The organism is Draconibacterium sp. (assembly GCF_041583095.1).
GTDB lineage: Bacteria > Bacteroidota > Bacteroidia > Bacteroidales > Prolixibacteraceae > Draconibacterium.
This window is the reverse complement of sequence record NZ_JBFHGM010000397.1, coordinates 1-3,425: the sequence shown is the minus strand read 5'-3', so window position 1 is coordinate 3,425 and position 3,425 is coordinate 1. Positions and strand designations below refer to the sequence as shown.

General features: G+C 43.5%; 3 protein-coding genes. All 3 read right to left on the bottom strand.

Features of this window, described 5'->3' with window-relative positions; translation table 11 throughout:
• On the bottom strand, positions 1 to 1,041 hold a 1,041-nt coding region (locus ABZB17_RS21680), incomplete at its 3' end, for a sulfatase-like hydrolase/transferase (RefSeq protein WP_372653599.1).
• A gap of 41 nt (positions 1,042 to 1,082) precedes the next feature.
• Positions 1,083 to 2,489, bottom strand: coding sequence for a sulfatase (locus tag ABZB17_RS21675; protein WP_372653597.1), 1,407 nt, complete (start codon positions 2,487 to 2,489; stop codon positions 1,083 to 1,085).
• 8 nt (positions 2,490 to 2,497) lie between these two features.
• Positions 2,498 to 3,425, bottom strand: a 928-nt coding sequence (locus ABZB17_RS21670) for a glycoside hydrolase family 2 TIM barrel-domain containing protein (RefSeq protein ID WP_372653594.1), incomplete at its 5' end; no start/stop codon positions are given.

Here is a 3,425-nt window from a genome sequence, read left to right as displayed (position 1 = left end):
GCCCAGTTCTCCACCTTCGGCACATGCTCCGTTGTCATTCAGGAAAATGATCAGCGTATTATCCAATTCATCCTCTTTTTTAAGGTAGTCAACCAGTTTACCAATGTTCTGATCCATCTGATCGATCATTGCCGAATAAATGGCCCGGCGCACATCCATTTCCTTTTTCTTTTCATCGTCTAACGAATCCCATTCTCTTGAATCCTGGTCGCTGAGTTCCCAGTTCTCATCGATGATTCCCATTTCTTTCATGCGGGCAAATCGTGTTTCGCGCAGTTTTGTCCATCCCTCCATGTATTTGCCTTTGTACTTTTCAACTACATTTTGAAGAGCATTCAAAGGCCAGTGCGGTGCAGTGTAAGCCAGGTAAAGGAAAAACGGTTTTTCAGGTTCTTCCTGCGCCGATTCGTCGATGAATTTTATCGCATAATCGGTAAAAGCATCAGTGGTATAATAATCCTCGTCGGTAACCGAAATCGTGTCGTTCATGTAGGTAATTCCGCGCGGATAAGTAGGTTTAAAAAAGTTACTTGCTCCGGGTATAATTCCGTAAAACTTATCAAACCCACGTTGAAGCGGCCATTTTGATTTATCGGAAATTCCCAGGTGCCATTTTCCGGTCATCAGGGTTGCGTAACCGGCATCTTTCATTACTTCTCCAATGGTAACCGCATTTCGGTTTAAAAAGCCGCGATATTCGGGAATTTCAAGGTCGTGCTCGGTAAAATTATTTGGCGTGTTGGTCATGTGTCCGATTCCAACCTGGTGTGGGTAACAACCCGAAATTAAACTGGCACGTGTTGGGCAACAGCGCGCGCCGTTATAAAACTGGGTAAAACGCAAACCGTTTGCTGCCAGGGCATCCAGGTTTGGTGTTTCCACTTCGCCACCATAGCAACCCAGATCGGAATATCCCATATCGTCTGAAAGTATTAAAATGATATTTGGACGACCGGGCTCCGATTGTTCCGTGTTATGTTTTTCGCCTTTACAATTGATCAGTAACAAGCTAACAAAAAAAAGCAGGCAGATTTGTTTCATTTTTTTAATTGGTTTAGACTGGTGTTTATAGTTTTTACTTTTTAGTTATGTCTACCCGGCATGTGTTCAAAAGCTTCCATTTCGGTTTTTAATCCCTCGTCTCCGCATTCTTCCATCCATTTAATCAGCTCGTTTCGAAGCTGCTTTTTTAGGCTTTCAAATTCAGGCAACTCGGCTAGGTTTTTCTCACACCACTTATCGTCAATAATGTCGTAAAGTTCTTCTTCCGGTCTGATTCGATAATTATTCACGAGGGCCTCAGCGTTCTTATCCGTAATTGCCTTTTCTTCCCACGATTTGTACCACAGTGTACCTTTTTCACCTCTGTTGTTTACCACGTTTTTGAATTCAACATCGGGTGTAATATTCCAGATATAGCGGTAACGATTGTTTACAATAGCCCGAATTGGATAATGTTCGCTGCCATTATGAATACCTCTTGTTGTCTGCAGGCTGTACGCGTAATCTTTTACTTTTTCAGCTTTTCCGAGCATTAGCGGTAACAGACTTTCCCCATCCAGTTTCTCGGGAACCTTACCACCTGCTACTTCTATAAAAGTTGGCAGCAAATCGGAATATTCCACAATGGCATCAGATGTGGTTCCGGGCTGAATTTTTTGCGGCATTTTGGCTATCAGAGCCGATTTAACACCTGCCTCGTAACAGGTCCATTTGGAAAATGGGAAACTGTTGCCCTGCTCGCTGGCAAAAACAACCATTGTATTTTCTGTAAAACCGTATTTATCGAGCAAAGCGAGCGCTTGTTCTACCTGCCCGTCGAGGAAATTAATTTCAGCTAGGTACCGGCAATAGGCTTCGCGGGTTTCTTTTGTATCGACATAATGCGGCGGCAATGTAATTTTCTCGGCATCGAACTGTGTTGGATCGCCTTTGCTCCACGGCGTATGTGGTTCGTTTGAAGTAAGCATCAATGCAAAGGGTTCTTTGCTGTCTTTCACTTCCTTCAGGAAACCTTCAACCAAATCGAACTCCGGATTATTTTTGGTTCCGAGATATTCGAAAGGAAATACCGTTTCGGGGCCAATATGCCTTTTACCAGAAAGTGCAACCCTGTACCCCAGAGGGGTCAGGTATTGCACTATACTTTCTGTTCCTTGATTTGCATTGGTATGATTTGGATAAGCCCCCGATTTTACCGGGTACAAACCGGTAAAAATATTATGCCGGGTTGGCGAACACATCGGAGCTGCTTCGTAGCATCGTGTAAAAAGCATCCCCTCTGAAGCCAGCTTATCAATAGTGGGTGTTTTTGAATCCACACTTCCGTAGCAACCAATATCCCAGTTCGTACAATCATCAGCGAGGATAAATACGATATTTGGTTGCTGACCGTCTGCTGCCGAAGGTGTGTTACTTGCTGAAACTGTCTGAACAACAAGCAACAAACAACCGAAAAATAGACTAAGTATTATAGCTTTTTTCTTCATTTATAAAACTAATCAAGTAATCCGGCTTTTTTATGAATTTCATAAAGTTTCTCAGGTGAAATTTTCATTACTGCCCTATCGTAGGTAATCAGTCCGTTAAGCTCACCTTCAACATCAGTAGTTTGGGTATAAACGCCCGCACTGATTCCTTTTTTTCTTAACTCACCAAGAATTCTACAACTTTCAACATAACGTTCAATGTATTCTTCTTTAGTTTTTGGCATTCCACCATATCCCCAGTTTCGTTTCGATGTATCCCAGATATGGTCTTTCTCAGCCCAACCGTGTCCACCAAATTCGCCAACAGCTTTTATGTAATCATTGTAAAGATCCACGTCTAAGGGGTAATTTGGATGCGGATACTCGTGCTGATCGGCAATATCGCCCACTTCGAAGAAGTTGCCACCGCTGGCAATATTTAAAAGGCGCGACGGATCGTAAGCTTTTACCCAGTTACCAACTTCCATACTGCGGTGCTGTCCCCAGCGCTCGTTAAAGGTTGTCCAAACTACTACCGACGGATGATTGTAAAGCACATCAATCATTGTTTTCAGCTCGTTTTTATACAAGTCGTGTGCCCAGTCCGGCCAGTCTGCATCAAGAGCATCTCCTCTATGCCATTGATTTTGCCTCTCCGGATTATAATTTTCGCTCTCCATGTGCAGCCTTTTCCATTTTGGCCATTCGCGGCCACCGCTACCACCCGATGTCTGGTCTTGCCAAATTACAAATCCCATACGGTCGGCATGATAATAATATCGGCGAATTTCAGCTTTTTTATGCTTGCGGATCATGTTAAATCCTGCCTTTTTCAGAAAATCCATTTCCCAAACGATAGCCTCATCCGATGGAGGAAGCAGAAAACTTTCAGGCCACCATCCCTGATCAAGCGGTCCGTAATGGAAGATTTCTTTGCCGTTTAAAGTGAATCGCCAG